Source organism: Chryseobacterium sp. GW823-FHT05E08 (assembly GCF_058795655.1).
The window spans coordinates 407,226-421,731 of record NZ_JBXAHY010000002.1 but is presented as its reverse complement, the minus strand read 5'-3'; the positions used below and the strand labels follow the sequence as shown (position 1 = coordinate 421,731).

Here is a 14,506-nt window from a genome sequence, read left to right as displayed (position 1 = left end):
TAAAACCGTCAATTGAAAAAAATTCATCTGAAATTAGTTTTCTGCAAAAATGAATAAAAAAAGCACTTGAAAATTAAAATAATATTTAAACATAAAGATTTTTAAAGAAATTCAATTACACTATATTTGTTAAAATTAAAATTTAATATGGAAAGACCACTTATTCTGGTTACTAATGATGATGGAATCACAGCACCTGGTATCAGAAATCTTATCAGTTTCATGAACGAAATCGGAGAAGTTGTTGTTGTAGCACCCAATTCTCCTCAAAGCGGAAAAGGCCACGCAATTACCATTAATTCAACTTTAAGCTTCGAAGAAGTTACCCTTGACGGTCCACAAACAGACTTTTCTTGTAGCGGAACTCCCGTTGACTGTGTAAAAATGGCGCTTGATAAAATCTTAACAAGAAGACCGGATATCGTGGTTTCAGGAATTAATCATGGAGCGAATTCTTCAATTAATGTAATTTATTCCGGGACGATGTCTGCAGCTGTTGAGGCTGGAGTTGAAGGAATTCCTGCGATCGGATTTTCACTACAGGATTTCAGTTGGGAAGCAGATTTTTCTCAGGCTAAAGAATTTATTCAAAATATCGTTAAAAGAACATTGGAAAACCCAATGCCAAAAGGAATTGTATTAAATGTAAATATTCCGAAACTTCCTAAAGAAGAAATTAAAGGCATTAAAGTCTGCAAACAGGCCAATGCAAAATGGGAAGAAAGCTTCGACGAAAGAGTAAATCCACACGGAAAAAAATACTATTGGCTGACAGGATATTTCAATAATATGGATGAATCTGAAGATGCCGACGAAACGGCTTTAGCTGCCGGATACATCTCAATTGTACCTGTAAAATTTGATATGACAGCTTACGAATACATCAAAACGTTGGAAGAAGTAATGAAGTTTGATTAATGTACGAGAAATTAGACAATCCTGTATATCATTCACTTAATGAATATCATGAAAAGTTTTGCTTAAACTTCGGAGATTCTAAGTTTTATAATCCTGAAGTCGCCGCTTTTGGAGGTTCATCAACGATTGCAAAAGAAAAAGACATCACAGAATATGCAAAAATCTGTGATGATTTTCTCGTTTTCGGAGCAAAACCTGATTTAGGAGATTTTAAAACAGAGATGTCCCAGCTTGTCTGCGATCAATATGTTTTAGAAAATAAAATTGAATTGGATTTTACTGAAGAAATAATCGAGCTTAAAAATGAAAATCATGATGAATTATTGGCATTTGTCAAGAAGTTTTATCCTCACTATTTCAAAAACAGAACACCAGAATTAGGTCGATATTTTGGGATTTTTAAAGATGGTAAACTTGTTGCAGTTACTGGTCAGAGAATGCAGATGAATGACATGACAGAAGTAAGCGCCGTGATTACAGATACAGATTATCTGGGAAAAGGTCTAGCAAAACAATTGGTCGCATTTGTTTCAAATATAATATTTGAAGATGGTAAAACGCCTTTTCTTCATGTTGCTGAAAATAACCTCGGAGCTAAGAAGCTTTATGAAAAACTCGGTTTTGATTTGAGAGGAAAAATAAATTTATGGGGTGTGAAAAAAGTAGTTTTTTACACCCTTTTTTATAAATATTCTTTTGTCTTGAAACAAAAGAACCAAAAGTTCAAGACTTGGAAACTTCTGCTAAAAATTAAAATTTAATCCTAAAATTCCCAAAACTTGCGCGAATTTGTTATTTGTTCTTCGATTCAAAATTGGTGTCGCGCTTCAAACAGTGGGAATTTTTTAACGGATTAAATTTTAATTTTCTTAACGCGCCAGTTTCCTATGTCAGTTCAATATTAAAATCTGCCAAATTTGCTAAATCAGCGGGTAATTTTTAATGAAGTATATTCTTAAAGAATTTATAAAATCCTTCAAATCCACTATTTCATTAAATCTTTTTCCTACATTTATTCTTATTAATTTATCCAAATTATGAGAATAGAATACGATATAAAACTGGGTTTTAAGGATGTTATGTTCCGCCCGAAACGTTCTACATTAAAATCCCGTTCGGAAGTTAGCCTAGAAAGAGAATTTACTTTTAAACATACCAAAAAGAAATGGACAGGAACTCCCATCATAGCAGCCAATATGGATACGGTGGGAACTTTTGAAATGGCGGTAGAATTGGCAAAAGACAAAATTATTACAGCTGTTCACAAGCATTATTCTGTTGAAGAATGGAGTGCTTTTTTAAATAGTCAGCCCGAAAGTATTCATCAATATATTGCATTAAGTACAGGAACCGGAAAAGCTGATGAAGAAAAGCTTCAACAAATCCTCGAAAAGCACCCGAAAATAGAGTTTCTATGCATTGATGTTGCCAATGGTTATTCCGAGCATTTTGTGGGTTTTGTAAAGAAAGCAAGAGCCAATTTCCCTGATAAAATCATTATTGCCGGAAATGTTGTAACAGGAGAAATGGTTGAAGAGCTTCTTCTGGTTGGAGCAGATATCATTAAAGTCGGAATCGGTCCAGGTTCTGTCTGTACGACTCGTGTAAAAACAGGCGTTGGCTATCCACAACTTTCTGCAATTATTGAATGTTCTGATGCTGCTCACGGCTTAGGTGGGCATATCATTGCTGATGGAGGTTGTAAAGTTCCTGGAGATGTTGCAAAAGCTTTTGGTGGCGGTGCAGATTTTGTGATGCTTGGCGGAATGTTTGCCGGTCATGATGAAAGCGGTGGCGAAATCATCGAAGAAAACGGTAAAAAATACCGCACATTCTACGGAATGAGTTCAAAAACAGCAATGGATAAACATTCAGGTGGTGTTGCAGAATACAGAGCTTCTGAAGGTAAAACGGTGAAAGTAGCTTACAAAGGTCCGGTTTCAGAGACCGTGAAAGATATTTTAGGAGGGGTACGTTCAACGTGTACTTATGTTGGAGCTTCGAAATTGAAGGAATTGTCAAAAAGAACGACTTTTATCAGAGTTCAGGAACAGGAAAATCAGGTTTTTAAGGATTAAAACAAATTAAATATTAATAAGTGCCTCTTGATAATAATCTGGAGGCATTTTTTAATCCTTTACTCTGATATATTTTTTATCAAAATACTTTTGTAATTGATCGCTTACATAGTTTTTATCTTCTTTTACGGAAGAAATTTCATCAAAATATAAAACTTTAGGAACTGTTTTAATCCTGTCAAGAATTAAGGAGTCTTTTTTTGAATTTTTGATAATGTTTATTCTGTTTTCTATTTCCTGATCATATTTTTTCAAATCTGTAAAAAGAATTTCTTTCCCAATCGTATTTACATTAAAATCAAGGTTAAAATTTGAATACTTTTCAGGGAAAAAATTAGTTTCAGGCAGAAATATAAGCACCAAACTTACCCACCAATATTTTTTAATTTTTTCAAACATAAAAAACCACAAAACGGAAGAAGAAACAAAATAGAAAAATATAATATTTTCAAATTGTCTTCCCATTGTGTTCATAATATAGGCCGTAAAAATTAATGGCAGAAGAGAAATTAGCCAGATAATAAAAGCTTTTTTAAGATCTATTTTTTTAATAATAACTCTTAATTCACTTTCAAATACTTTAATAAATAACGGCATTATTAAAGCTGTTTTAATAAAAATATAGATGTTATTAACTCCAAAAATGCCTATTCTTTTGATCCATTTCATTAAAAATCCACCTGTGGAATCATCCAACCTTTTAAAATTTCCGGGAGCTAAGAAACTTACCAAACAAAACAGTAATCCTAGAATCAATAGAAATTGAGTTTCTTTCGTTCTTTTTTGATAGTAAAATACAGCTAACGAACCCAAAAGAATTAAAGCTGACAGTTCATTAGAACCCATTAAAACAACAATCAATACAGTTGACAGGTAAAACCATATTCTACTTTTAGATTCTGCATATTTTCCCAAGAAATACAGCAAAAATCCAAATAAAATAATTGGCAGGAAATATATATTTGAGCCCGTAATCCAAAAATAATGCTCGGGAAGACTGACTAAAAGTATGGTGTAAAAAAAGAAAAGAATAAAGCCTTTTATAGTCGCTTCCTTTAAAGAATATTTAAAATATTGCTTAAAATTTAAGACTGATACTCCAATAAAACTTAAGAATAAAAAAACAGGATAAATTTTGGGCAAAATCCTTGCTTTATCTTCTGAAACAGGATTTAATGTATTGATAGAATATCCAAAATACCTTCCGCCCCAGTTTAAATAAAAGCTTTTAATGTTATTGAGAACGCCAAGCTGTCGGGTTCCGTATGAGTAGATATAATCATCGGTTTGATATACATTAAAAAAGCCAATGTACATCAAACCGATAAGGGTGAAAATCGACAAGAATAAAACGATATTCTGTATAGATTTCATATTTTATGTTAGCATTCCGCCATCAACATTCAGAACCTGACCTGTAACGTAAGCAGACATCTCGCTTCCGAAGAATACACAAGCGTTTGCAATATCTTCAGGCTGTCCACCTCTCTTCAAAGGAATTCCTTCTCTCCAAGCCTGAACTACTTTTTCGTCTAAAGCACCTGTCATTTCAGTTTCAATGAAACCTGGAGCAACAGCGTTACAACGGATGTTTCTTGAACCTAATTCAAGCGCAACAGATTTTGTAAACCCGATAACTCCCGCCTTAGATGCAGCATAATTTGCCTGTCCGGCATTTCCTTTTACTCCCACTACAGAAGTCATATTGATGATAGATCCTGATTTTGCCTTCATCATTGGCTTAATAACCGCCTTTGTAAGGTTGAATACTGAATCTAAATTTACCTTTATAATTGTGTCCCAATCGTCTTTAGACATTCTCATTAAAAGATTATCTCTTGTAATCCCTGCGTTGTTGATCAAAATATCGATTTGACCAAACTCAGCCATTACTTCATCTACTAATTTTTGAGCCGCATCGTAATCTGATGCATCAGATTGGTAACCTTTAATTTGAGTTACAGAACTTAAAGTCGCTTCTAATTCCTTTGCTTTATCTACAGAACCAGCGTAAGTGAATGCTACTTTTGCTCCCTGTTGAGCAAACATTTCTGCAATTCCTCTTCCGATTCCTCTTGTAGCTCCGGTAATAAGTGCTACTTTTCCTTCTAATAGTTTCATATTTCTGACAATTATTTTTCCTTTAATGAATTAGCTTATTGTGTTTTGGCTAATTTAATATATTTAATTTTATCGAAATTAAATGGTGCGCAAAGATATTATAATTTGTTATTTAATGCATTTTAAACCATTATTTTAATAAAAAATTATGACTGTTTTTTGTCATATGAAAAAATTGTTAAAATAAGACTTTGTTTTCTGAAGACGTAAAATCTATGAATTCCGATTCTTTCCCTTTTGTAAGCTTAATTTTCTTTCTGTCTACCGAATATTTATCGTAAACAACATCTTTTAAAGGCTCATTTTTAAGGTTCGTAACCCCGAATTTATTTCCTTTCTGCACTACAACTTCATCTCCGGAAAAAAACGTGAAAATATCGTCATATACGAATGGTATGATCTCATTTCCTGCTTCATCAAGCATTCCATAAAGGTTTTCTTTGTTTTTGCAGATAATCGCCGGATAGAACTGGAATGGTTTTATAGAAGTGATATTTTTAAGCTCGGTATAAGATTTATCTTTCGGTAAAAATTTATAAAAAGTATTTTCTTTTTTTACAATTAAATTATCAAAAAAGACCTTTTCTATTTGATAACCATCGTCTAAAATACTGTTTAAGTTTTTATCTAAAAGTTTCTCCTCCCCATCCTTACTTACATAAAGATAATTTTCATCTTTAATTTTGAAAGCTTCAACAACATCATATTCTTTAGGAAGAATAACTTCTCCATTGGTTTTAAGAACAGCTATTTTAGGATTTCTGTCGTCTTTTAAAGACTTGAACATTCCATTAAACAAATGGTTTACATAATGAAAATCAGTAGGATAAACCTTTTTTTCTGCTTTAGAAAAAATGCTTACGTTATTATCGTGAATCAGATAAATATATTCTCTTCCTACAAAAGCCTGTTCGTAGATTTCATCAGCCAAAACATTTTCATTTTCATCTACAATTCCGTATTTATTTTTGATGACGTTTTTTGTAATTAAGAAAGGAAAACCGTTGATATCTTCAATATAATGATCTGAAAACGTGGTTACTATTTTTCCGTTATTATCCAGAACTTCACCACTTCTGGCACCTGTTGTGAGGTACACTTTTCCTTTATAAAAACGAAGATTTTCTTTAAATTCTCTATCTGAAACCTGCTGACCGTCAAAATCATAGATAAACCAGCCATTATCTTTTTTTACAAAAAATCTGTTTTCGCTGGCAAATTGTATTTCATCATAAAAAGGGATGATCTGCTTGCCATTGTAATCATAAACACAGTCTTTTCCGTCTTTGGAATAGATCATTCTGTCCTTATTTTCCCACGTTCTGAACTTAAAATTATCTAGAGCAATCAATTGATCACCTTTTGCATCAATTAAAGCTGTTTTTCCTTTAGAAATGGCATCTTTAGTCTTTAAAATGAATCTGTTTTTAGATAAACGCGAGATTTCACTTTTAAAAGGATAGTCAAAAGAAATAGAGCCCGAAGAATCTACAATTCCGGATTTTCCGGTTTGCGGATCGGAAATTATTCCGTAGCCTTTCGTATAGAAACGGACGTCCTTTCCTAGTTCTTTAGACAATAAGATCTGCTTGTACTGATCGGTCTGCTGTGCCACACAAACCGATGAAAACAATATAAAAATTAGCTTTTTCAATTAAATAGAATTATTGACAATAAGAACGATCTCTCCTTTTAAAGTTTTGCTTTTGGAGAATTCAATTAACTCATTAATTGTCCCACGTTTAGTTTCTTCGAATTTCTTTGAGATTTCACGGCTTAAACTTGCTTTCGTGTTTTCTCCAAAGAACTCTTTTATCTGTTCAAGTGTTGTATTTATTTTGTGTGGACTTTCGTATAAAACGATTGTCTTTTTCTCTTCTGCAAGTTGTTTAAGCTTGGTTTGTCTTCCCTTTTTTTGAGGAAGAAAACCTGCAAATAAAAACTCATTATTCGGAAGTCCGGAAACCACCAAAGCCGGAACAAAAGCTGTTGCTCCTGGCAGACAGATCATCTCAATATTGTTGTCTGATCCAGCTTTGCTTAATAAATAACCGGGATCTGAAATTCCGGGAGTTCCTGCATCGGTAATAATGGCGATATTCTGGCCGCTTTTGAGGTCATTAATTACCTTTTCCGTTGCCTGATGCTCATTATGTAAGTGATACGATTTTAAAGGTTTAGAGATCTCGTAATGCTTCAAAAGAATTCCGGAAGTTCTCGTGTCTTCACATAAAATATAATCTACCTCTTTCAGTACTTTTACTGCCCTGAAAGTCATGTCTTCTAAGTTCCCGACGGGTGTGGGAACAAAATAAAGGATTCCGCTCAAAATTTATTTTATAAAAATTTATTTTCTACCAATATCCACAGTCTTTGTGCATATTCATCTACCTTGCTCCATTTTCTGTCGTAGTAAAGATCGCTCAGATATTCTTTTGCTTCTTCTAATGTTCTGAAGCTGTTGAGTACTCCAACAACATCATTCAAATCAGACTGGCTTCCTCCGAATAATGTTTTTGTGAAAGCAATTCTGTCGTTTAAATCTAATTTAAACTCAGGTTTCGCCTTTTGTGCTTCCATTAAATTGGTCGGAATATTTGTTTTCAGGATGCTTCCTGTATCTTCTTTTACAACCGGAATTGGTTTTTCCAAAGGATTTTCTACCTGCAAATGGTCATCATCAAATAAAGATTGAACAGCCTTTAACCCTTTGATATTAGCCAATCTTATCTTTTTCTCCTGATTGTAAGCTTCAAGATTTTCAAAGCTTTCGTCAGAAGCTAGTTTTTCTTTTTCAAATTCAGGAAGTGGCTTGTCTATATTTGTGATCTTTCTTCTGTCAATTTCCTCTGCGATAACATCTTGCTCATGTTTTTCTTCATTTTGAGCATCATTTTTTATTTCGCTGAGAATATTTTCAACATTGGAAGTTTCATTTACCATTTCGCCCTGTCCGATTGTTGCGTTTGAAGTAATGAATTGCTCTTCATTTTCTTCAATCAGCATTTCCTCATCTTCTAAATCTTCGCTTCCGAAAATATTTGGAATAATTTCAACTTTTTCTTCTTTTTTAGATTCAAAACTATCCTGGATTTTCTCTTCTTCATCAAAATTATTCAATTCATTTCCTCGATTGTCGGAAATTTCATTTTCAAATTCATCAATTTCATTCAATTGATTATTAAAAATTACTTCTTCTTCCGTAATAGTCTGACTGAATATTTCTTCACTAATATCTTCATCCGTTTCAGGTTCTGCATCGGCAAGAATTCTTTCTTCATCAATGAAACTTAAAATATTCCCCTGATAATCTGAAGGTTGTTCTTCATCAATCTCATTTAACTGATGATTAAAAATTGCTTCCTCTTTCGTTAAATCCGGGTCAATACAATTTTCATCATTTTTCGGTTCAGTATTTTCTTCAACAAGATTTACAATATTTTCGTGATATTCGTTTTCAGCAATTTCATTCAGCTGATTATTGAAAATTGCTTCTTCCTCAGCCTCTTGAGCTTGAATATTTTCTGTATTAACAGAACTTACAGTGTTTTCGTTGTAGGAAGATTCATTATCATTTTCGTCAATTTCATTAAATTCATTATTAAAAATAGCTTCCTCTTCTGTAACCTCATTATTTGACTCCTGAGATTCAAAATTTTGGTTAACAAATGAAATATTTTGCTGATTTTCTGAATTTTGAACAGAGTTATCGGTAATAAAATACTCGATATTCTTTTCCAACAACCGTAAGAACGATATCCTGTTCGCAAGCTCGTCTACAAGATCTTGCTTGGAAAGTAGTTCGTCCACGTTGTTGATTTTCTCCAAAATATCAATGATATTCTTGGATTCAAAAAAAATCTTTTCCTTTAAATCTTGGATGTTCTGCATATGAGAATCTTGTTAAAATTGCTTACTTTTGATCTTAAAAATATACGGCTAATTTAACAAATGTTTTTAGAAAATACAATTAATCATTCCAAACAAAGTGGTTGGATGGAAGTTATTTGTGGCTCAATGTTTTCCGGAAAAACCGAAGAGTTGATCCGGAGACTCAGAAGAGCTGAAATGGCGGGGCAAAATGTAGAGATTTTTAAACCAAAAACGGATACCAGATATTCTGATGAGGACGTTGTTTCTCATAATCAGAATAAAATTCGCAGTACCGCAGTGGAAAGTCCTAGTGAGATTCTCTTATTAGGGTCAAATTGCGATGTTGTAGGAATTGATGAAGCACAGTTTTTCGATGAAAGCATCGTAGAAATAGCTAATGAATTGGCAAATAGCGGAATACGCGTGGTGATCGCCGGCTTGGATATGGACTTTTTAGGACGTCCTTTCGGGCCGATGCCTAATTTGATGGCCACAGCAGAATACGTAACGAAAGTGCATGCTATTTGCAAGAGAACGGGTAATCTTGCCAATTATTCTATGAGAATTTCTCAGGGAAATAATCTTGTGGAGCTCGGTGAAACAGAAAGTTATGAAGCAGTAAGCCGTCGTGTTTTTATTGAAGAAGTACTTTCTAAGAAAAAATAAGATTAAATTTAAGTCTAAATTTATTTTAGATTTAATAAAAAATATTTTGGTTAATCGCAAAGGCGCAAATTAAATTAATAAAGCAGTTTTAAGGCACAAGGATTTTATCTTCGATAAAATTGATAACGCAAACATTGCTGAAAATCTTAGATTTTCTTGCGCCTTAAAACATAAATAAAAGCTTTGCGCCTTTGCGATTTCCAACAAAAACCAACACAAAATATAAAGCAGAAGGGGGCACCAATGAATTATACAGTACAACAAATTGCAGAAATCACCAATTCACAGATTATTGGAGATGAAAATTTAATTGTCAAAACGATAGCTTTTGACAGCAGGATCATTTATTCAACAAAAAATGCCGCCTTTATTGCAATTAATACTCAAAAAAATTCAGGGGAAAAGTTTATTGAAGCTGCTATTGACAGAGGAATTACGATCATAATTTCAGAACATCAATTTCCGCAGTTTGAAAATGTAACATGGATCATTGTTGAAAATTCTGTTGATTTTCTTCAAAAATTGGCTAAATATCATTTCGAAAATTCCAATTTACAGTCTATTGGAATTACAGGAAGCAACGGGAAGACTATTTTAAAAGAATGGTTGTATCAATGTCTTTGGAATGAATGTCCGACTGTGAAAAGTCCAAAAAGTTTTAATTCTCAGATTGGGCTTCCACTTTCTTTGCTTCAAATTAATGATTCTCACAAATTGGGAATTTTTGAAGTAGGAATTTCTAAGCCCAACGAAATGCAGAAACTGGAAAATATTTTCCATCCGCAAATCGGTTTGCTTACCCATATCGGAACTGCCCACTCAGCCAATTTTGAATCTGAGGAAGAATTAATTGATGAAAAAATTAAGCTTTTCAAAGATTCCGAAACTGTTATTTACAATGGCGATAATGAATTGGTAGACAAAAAAATAAAAGAATTATATTCAAGTAAAAAATTAATATCCTACGGTTTCAAAGATCATAATCAGGTTTTCATTAAGAATAATATTTCTAAAGACGAAAATATTATTGTGGAATATTTTGGTGAAGAAATAAGTTTTCCGGCTAATCAAAGAGACGAAGCGACTTTAACGAATGCTTTGGCGCTGATTACGGTTCTAAAAGAGTTAGGTGTCGAAAATCAAAAGATCGTCGAAAAAATCAACGCTTTGAAGGCTGTAGAAATGCGACTTGAAGCAATTGAAGGAATTAAGAACAATATTGTTATCAATGATTCTTTCAACCTCGATCTAGATTCTCTGAAAACTGCCCTTCAATTTTTAAATGAGTACAACAAAACTAAAAAATCTTTGGTTTTAACGGATATTGTAGGTGTAAATTCTAATTCTCAGGAGTTGTACGAAGAAGTTTCAGAGCTCGTGAATGAACAAAAATTTGATTCTGTTTTCCTGATAGGAGATGAAATATCAAAGTTCAGTGATTTATTTAAATCTAAAACTTCTACTTTCATTAATACTCAGGAATTAATTGACAGTAAATATCTTACAGAACTTGAAAATCAGATTATTTTATTAAAAGGAGCAAGAAAATTTGAGATCGAAAAGCTTAAAGATTTACTTGAACTCAGAAAACATGATACTGTTTTAGAAGTAAATTTAAATGCCATTCTTCACAACATTAATTACCATAAATCTTTGCTAAAACCGGAAACCAAAATGATGGCCATGGTAAAAGCAAATTCTTATGGACTAGGAAGTTATGAAATTTCAGAGTTTTTGCAACATCATCATATTGATTATCTTGGTGTAGCTTACGCCGATGAAGGTGTTGAGCTTCGTAAAAAGGGAATTACCACTCCTATCGTTGTGATGAATCCTGAGCAACACAGTTATGATGCGATTATTGAATATAATTTAGAGCCGGAAATTTACAGCTTCAGGGTTTTGGATTTGTTTTATGAAGCAGTTCAGAAATCTGGTTACGATAAAGAATTCCCTATTCATATTAAATTAGAAACAGGAATGCATCGTCTTGGCTTTAAAGATTTTGAATTGGATCAATTAAGCGAAACTTTAAATGAAAGAAACTTAAAAGTTCAAAGTATTTTCAGTCATTTATCGTCTTCAGATGTACCAGAGGAGAAGGAATTTACTTTAAAACAATTGGAAGTTTTTGAAAAAAATTCAAGTTATTTTATTGAGAAATTAGGATATTCGCCTCTCAGACATATTTTAAATTCTTCAGGAATAACAAGTTATACCAATCATCAATACAATATGGTGAGAATTGGAATAGGAATGCTAGGAGAATCACCAAATAGTGAAATACAAAAACAATTACAGTCTGTTGTAAGTTTTAAAACTGTTATCTCTCAAATTTCTATGGTAGAAAACGGAGAATCAGTAGGTTACAGTAGAAAGTATAAGACAGACCATTTAACCAAAATTGCCACAATTCCTGTTGGATATGCAGACGGAATTCCGAGATTAATCGGAAATGAAATAGGAAAAGTAGGAATCAATAAAACGTTAGCTCCAATCGTGGGAAGCATTTGCATGGATATGATGATGCTGAATGTAGACAATATTCCCTATGTAAAGGAAGGTGACACCGTAACGGTCTTCAATTCAAAACCAAGTTTAAAAGAATTTGCAGCATACTGCAAAACCATCACATACGAAGTATTAACCTCTATTTCGCCCCGGGTGAAACGGATTTATATAAAAGATTAATTATGAGAAAACTCCTGATTCTCTTATTTGTATTCCAATTACTTTTGATACAATCTCAGGTAAAAAAGAATTTAGTGATTCCTAAAAACCCAAGAATAGGACTTTCACTTGCCGGTGGCGGTGCCAAAGGTTTTTCTCATGTCGGGGTACTTAAAGTATTAGATTCTTTAGGAGTAAAAGTCGATTATATTGCCGGAACAAGTATGGGTGCAATTGTAGGAGGTTTGTACGCTTCAGGATATTCAGGAAAGGAAATTGAGAAAATTGTAATGGATACAGATTTCTACTCACTAATCATGGATCCGAAATCCAGACAGGAAAGTACCTTCTTCAATAAATCCGTAGATAAATATCTTTTATCAATTCCTTTAAAAAACGGAAAAATTACACTTCCCTCTTCCATCAGCTCAGGACAGAAAAATGTTTATCTGCTGAAAGAGCTTTTCAAAAATGTTTCCACGATTGATGATTTTTCAAAACTTCCGATTCCTTTCATGTGTGTTGCCACAAACCTTGAAAGCGGAAATATGCAGATCTTCGAAAAAGGAGATCTTGTACAGTCAATCATGGCGAGTTCTGCGTTTCCATCTTTAATGGATCCAGTAAAAATTGGTGACAGTATTTACATCGACGGAGCGATGACGGTAAACTATCCTTCGAAGCCATTAAAGGACAAAGGAATCGATATCGTCATCGGTGTGGATCTTAACCAGGACTTATCGACAAGAGAGGATTTAAACAGCATTATAGCGATCCTAAATCAGGTGATTGACATGAATATCCATAAAGATACCAAACGTCAATACAAATACACAGATATCAATATCAAGCCTAATCTAAAAGGCATGACGGCCACAAGCTACGACGAAAAGAAAAAAATTCTCGATAGTGGTTATGTTGAAGGTTTAAAATATACAGAAATATTAGATCAGCTTCCCAAGCGATCGTTCGACAGACTAAGGCAACGGGTGAATCCAATTTATTCTAATGTTTACAAAATTGATAGTATTGCCATTGATGGAGGAAAGATTTTCGGAAAAAATTATGTCCTAGGGAAAATGGGACTGCGTCTCCCCTCTCTCCAAACTTATGGAAGCATCAATAAAAAAATTGATAAGCTTGTAGCCACCAATAATTATAAATTTATTAATTACGATATCATCTCTGAAAATGACGCAAGTTATCTCAAACTTTATGTAACGGAAGATGATGCCAGACACTTTGTAAAATTCGGTCTTCATTATGATGAAATTTTCAAAACCGGCTTACTCGTAAATTATTCGGCTAAACGTCTTCTCTTTAAAAACTCAAATCTTTCTCTGGACGTAGTGGTTGGTGATAAACCAAGATATTACTTAAACTATTTTATAGATAACGGATATATTCCAGGTTTCGGACTTTATTCCTCAGGAATGAGTTTTGATCTGAAAAACGTAGACAATTACAATATAGATAAATGGGAATGGTTCAGAAATGAAGCCTACATTCAATCTGTTTGGAGAGATAAATTCGCTATTGGAGGCGGTATTAGCCACGATTACTTCGATGCCGAATCTAATGGTGCAAATAAGAGAATAAGTCGATTTTTAAACCCTTATGTATTCTTAAAAAGCGATACTCAGAACGACAGAGATTTCCCAACAAAAGGAATCTATATTGCGGCAGAAGGTAAGGTAATTGATTTGATGAAATCCGAAGTCGACAAAAGACTTGTTCAGATAAAAGCTGATATCAGAATTAATATTCCTCTTACAAAACAATTCTCCTATCGTTTAAATCTTTACGGCGGAGTTACACTTGGAGAAAATCTTCCTCAATTTTATCAATACAGATTGGGAGGAATTTTCGAACAAAATATGGTTAACTTCAAAAGCTTTGGAGGCTTCTACTTTGCACAGCTGAATTCTAATAATGTTGTATTGGTTTCAAATGATCTTCAATTCAAATTTAACAAGAACTATTTTTTCAGCGGGAATTTTTCTTTCGCAAATCTTTCCGACGATATAACTTTCGAAGATGCTGTAAAACTTAATTACAGTTCACTCGGAGTTTCCGCCGGATACAAATCTCCGTTCGGACAAATAAGGCTTAATTTCAGCCACTCACTTAAAAATAATCAAAAAGGTATATTCAGTGTTATTTTAGGACACTGGTTTTAA

Annotated in this window: 11 protein-coding genes; 6 read left to right on the top strand and 5 right to left on the bottom strand. The window is 33.3% G+C overall.

Translation table 11 applies throughout. From position 1 onward, the window contains the following. Positions 1 to 147: 147 nt before the first annotated feature. The 3 genes from surE to AC1Q7L_RS07845 all read left to right on the top strand — a co-directional run bounded on the left by surE (position 148) and on the right by AC1Q7L_RS07845 (position 2,996). The gene (surE, locus tag AC1Q7L_RS07855) at positions 148 to 918 is read left to right on the top strand and encodes a 5'/3'-nucleotidase SurE (protein ID WP_410691776.1); all 771 of its coding nucleotides are present in this window, start codon (positions 148 to 150) and stop codon (positions 916 to 918) included. Then, entirely contained in the window at positions 918 to 1,679 is a 762-nt protein-coding gene (locus AC1Q7L_RS07850) for a GNAT family N-acetyltransferase (protein WP_492304976.1), read from the top strand. Before surE ends, AC1Q7L_RS07850 begins: the two co-directional genes overlap by 1 nt. A gap of 276 nt (positions 1,680 to 1,955) precedes the next feature. Further along, positions 1,956 to 2,996, top strand: a complete 1,041-nt coding sequence (locus AC1Q7L_RS07845) for a GMP reductase (RefSeq protein ID WP_492304975.1) — start codon at positions 1,956 to 1,958, stop codon at positions 2,994 to 2,996. A gap of 51 nt (positions 2,997 to 3,047) precedes the next feature. Here AC1Q7L_RS07845 and AC1Q7L_RS07840 read toward each other — a convergent pair whose 3' ends face one another. From AC1Q7L_RS07840 to AC1Q7L_RS07820, 5 genes are all read right to left on the bottom strand, one after another. Next, positions 3,048 to 4,370 carry a hypothetical protein gene (locus AC1Q7L_RS07840; RefSeq protein ID WP_492304974.1) on the bottom strand — a complete coding sequence of 441 codons (1,323 nt, stop codon included), beginning with the start codon at positions 4,368 to 4,370 and terminating at the stop codon, positions 3,048 to 3,050. A gap of 3 nt (positions 4,371 to 4,373) precedes the next feature. Beyond that, positions 4,374 to 5,117, bottom strand: coding sequence for a 3-oxoacyl-[acyl-carrier-protein] reductase (gene fabG / locus AC1Q7L_RS07835; protein ID WP_123981840.1), 744 nt, complete (start codon positions 5,115 to 5,117; stop codon positions 4,374 to 4,376). Positions 5,118 to 5,295: 178 nt separating this feature from the next. After that, positions 5,296 to 6,771, bottom strand: a complete 1,476-nt coding sequence (locus AC1Q7L_RS07830; RefSeq protein ID WP_492304973.1) for a WG repeat-containing protein — start codon at positions 6,769 to 6,771, stop codon at positions 5,296 to 5,298. Further along, the gene (rsmI, locus tag AC1Q7L_RS07825) at positions 6,772 to 7,446 is read right to left on the bottom strand and encodes a 16S rRNA (cytidine(1402)-2'-O)-methyltransferase (RefSeq protein WP_066753992.1); all 675 of its coding nucleotides are present in this window, start codon (positions 7,444 to 7,446) and stop codon (positions 6,772 to 6,774) included. Between the two features lie 8 nt (positions 7,447 to 7,454). Beyond that, a complete protein-coding gene (locus tag AC1Q7L_RS07820; protein ID WP_492304972.1) occupies positions 7,455 to 9,008 on the bottom strand; it encodes a DUF8457 domain-containing protein in 1,554 nt (517 codons plus the stop codon). A 60-nt stretch (positions 9,009 to 9,068) separates the two neighbouring features. On the opposite strand from AC1Q7L_RS07820, the gene AC1Q7L_RS07815 reads away from it, so the two are divergent. The 3 genes from AC1Q7L_RS07815 (at position 9,069) to AC1Q7L_RS07805 (ending at position 14,506) form a co-directional block, all read left to right on the top strand. Then, positions 9,069 to 9,656, top strand: a complete 588-nt coding sequence (locus AC1Q7L_RS07815) for a thymidine kinase (RefSeq protein WP_410691783.1) — start codon at positions 9,069 to 9,071, stop codon at positions 9,654 to 9,656. Between the two features lie 243 nt (positions 9,657 to 9,899). Further along, positions 9,900 to 12,347, top strand: a complete 2,448-nt coding sequence (locus AC1Q7L_RS07810) for a bifunctional UDP-N-acetylmuramoyl-tripeptide:D-alanyl-D-alanine ligase/alanine racemase (RefSeq protein ID WP_492304971.1) — start codon at positions 9,900 to 9,902, stop codon at positions 12,345 to 12,347. A 2-nt stretch (positions 12,348 to 12,349) separates the two neighbouring features. After that, positions 12,350 to 14,506, top strand: coding sequence for a patatin-like phospholipase family protein (locus tag AC1Q7L_RS07805; RefSeq protein ID WP_410691785.1), 2,157 nt, complete (start codon positions 12,350 to 12,352; stop codon positions 14,504 to 14,506).

Excerpts from the sequence above, each read along its gene's own strand:
- AC1Q7L_RS07840 (WP_492304974.1), bottom strand. The coding sequence starts at position 4,370 with ATGAAATCTATACAGAATATCGTTTTATTCTTGTCGATTTTCACCCTT.
- AC1Q7L_RS07820 (WP_492304972.1), bottom strand. The coding sequence starts at position 9,008 with ATGCAGAACATCCAAGATTTAAAGGAAAAGATTTTTTTTGAATCCAAG.
- AC1Q7L_RS07805 (WP_410691785.1), top strand. The coding sequence starts at position 12,350 with ATGAGAAAACTCCTGATTCTCTTATTTGTATTCCAATTACTTTTGATA.
- AC1Q7L_RS07810 (WP_492304971.1), top strand. The coding sequence starts at position 9,900 with ATGAATTATACAGTACAACAAATTGCAGAAATCACCAATTCACAGATT.
- fabG (WP_123981840.1), bottom strand. The coding sequence starts at position 5,117 with ATGAAACTATTAGAAGGAAAAGTAGCACTTATTACCGGAGCTACAAGA.
- AC1Q7L_RS07815 (WP_410691783.1), top strand. The coding sequence starts at position 9,069 with ATGTTTTTAGAAAATACAATTAATCATTCCAAACAAAGTGGTTGGATG.
- AC1Q7L_RS07845 (WP_492304975.1), top strand. The coding sequence starts at position 1,956 with ATGAGAATAGAATACGATATAAAACTGGGTTTTAAGGATGTTATGTTC.
- AC1Q7L_RS07850 (WP_492304976.1), top strand. The coding sequence starts at position 918 with ATGTACGAGAAATTAGACAATCCTGTATATCATTCACTTAATGAATAT.
- surE (WP_410691776.1), top strand. The coding sequence starts at position 148 with ATGGAAAGACCACTTATTCTGGTTACTAATGATGATGGAATCACAGCA.